Annotated in this window: 2 protein-coding genes; both read right to left on the reverse strand. The window is 64.0% G+C overall.

Features of this window, described 5'->3' with window-relative positions; genetic code table 11:
• Positions 1 to 40 precede the first annotated feature (40 nt).
• Positions 41 to 670, reverse strand: a complete 630-nt coding sequence (locus EOA85_RS34680) for an ANTAR domain-containing protein (RefSeq protein WP_065010355.1) — start codon at positions 668 to 670, stop codon at positions 41 to 43.
• Positions 671 to 1,675: transporter substrate-binding domain-containing protein (locus EOA85_RS34685; RefSeq protein WP_127212682.1), on the reverse strand; the 1,005-nt coding region annotated here is incomplete at its 5' end.

Below are 1,675 nucleotides of genomic sequence, written 5' to 3' on the forward strand. Positions count from 1 at the left end.
TTTCTGATGCGATAATCTTGTCGGGCTGTCGGCTGTCCGGCTATTTCTGATTGCCTGGCGCGGAAATCCCGAAGCCGAAGGTCCGCATCGCTTCCTGCGCGGCGAGGATGCCTTCGGCCACCGAAACCAGGGCGACCCGCTTCGATGTCGCCTGGTCGCGGATCAGCTTGTAGGCGGTTTCCTCGTCGACGCCGTTCATCTCGACCAGCACCTTGACCGCCTTCTCGATCGTCCGGCGTCCCTTCAGCGTATCCTCCAGCTTGCGCACCTTGTTGGCCAACCGCCCTTCATAGCCATACCGGTAGCGGGCCAGTGCAAACTGCGTCAGCACGCCCAACTGCCTGAGCGGTTTGGTGATGACGCCGTGCGCGTTGAGATCGATGATCGCCTTGATCGAGGTGGGGCTTTCATAGGTGACGATGGCGACGACGGCAGCATTGGCGCCCTCGATCAGCGACACCATGGCATCGGTCGGCGCTTCGCCGACCTGCACGAACACCGTGTCGATGTCGCCCGGGATCGACGCCGGCGGCGGCCACGCCGCCCTGACTTCGCAGCCTAGGCGCCGGAGGTGATCGACCAGCGCGGCGCCATCCTCGTCCTTCGGATGGATGACCAGGATCTTCGCCTGCCGCAGGTCGTTGAGAATGCGTTTGAGCGTTGCCGTCATTTAAAGCCAAGGCTCTTCGAAACGAGAGGAGGCGAGATAGGGGTCGGGCCGGATCGGCGCCTGCGACTGCCAGGCGATATCGAACTGCCCGGTGGCGTTGGCGATACCGATGCGCGGCGTCGACCAGACGTGGCGGTTTTCCTGGTCGAACATCATGCGTCCCTCCGGCGACGCATAGTCGACCTCGAGCGCTGCCTGTCCGAGGCGAAAGGTGTCGAGGGTTCCGGCCTTTTCCAGCGCGCGGGCGAACAGGTGGACCTGCGTATAAGCCGTCTGCGACCACATGGTCGCGGTCGTCCGGTCGCCGAACCGGCGGGCGAGCTCGCCGACGAAGCGCTGGTTCTCGCCGCTGTCGACGCTCGCCAGGTAAGGAGCCGCCAGCACATGGCCGGTGCAGTGCTCGGCGCCGATCACGCGGATCTCGCCTTCGGCCAAGGTCAGGCTGGCTATCGGCCGCCGTGTCCGATCGATGCCTGCCTCGGCATAGAGCCTGTAGAGGATCTGCGCGCTGCGCCCAATAACCGTCGAGAAGACGGCGTCCGGCGCGGCCTTCTCGATATCGGCCATCAGCCGGCGCATCCGGCGTTCGTCGGCATCGAGCGGCACATACTGTTCTTCGACGATCGTGCCGCCCTTGCATTCCAGGAGATCGCGCATGACCCGGTTGGATTCATGCGGATAGATGTAGTCGGACCCGGCCATGAACACGCGCGGTCCGTAGCGCTGCAGGATGAAGTCGGCCAGCGCGAAGGTATTCTGGTTGAGCGTGGCGCCGGTATAGAGGACATTCTCCGAATATTCGAAGCCCTCGTAGATCGAAGGATACCAGAGCAGGCCGTTGTAGCGCTCGACAATCGGCAGCACGGCCTTGCGGCTGCCAGACATCGAGCAGCCGAAGATGACGTTGACGTCGTCCTCGGTCAGAAGCCTGCGGGCCAGCGAACGAAACGCCTCGGGGTCGCTGCCCGGATCGTAGGTGATCGGCTCGATCTGCCGCCCCAGCAC

It is taken from the genome of Mesorhizobium sp. M5C.F.Ca.IN.020.29.1.1 (assembly GCF_003997375.1).
GTDB classification, from domain to species: domain Bacteria; phylum Pseudomonadota; class Alphaproteobacteria; order Rhizobiales; family Rhizobiaceae; genus Mesorhizobium; species Mesorhizobium wenxiniae.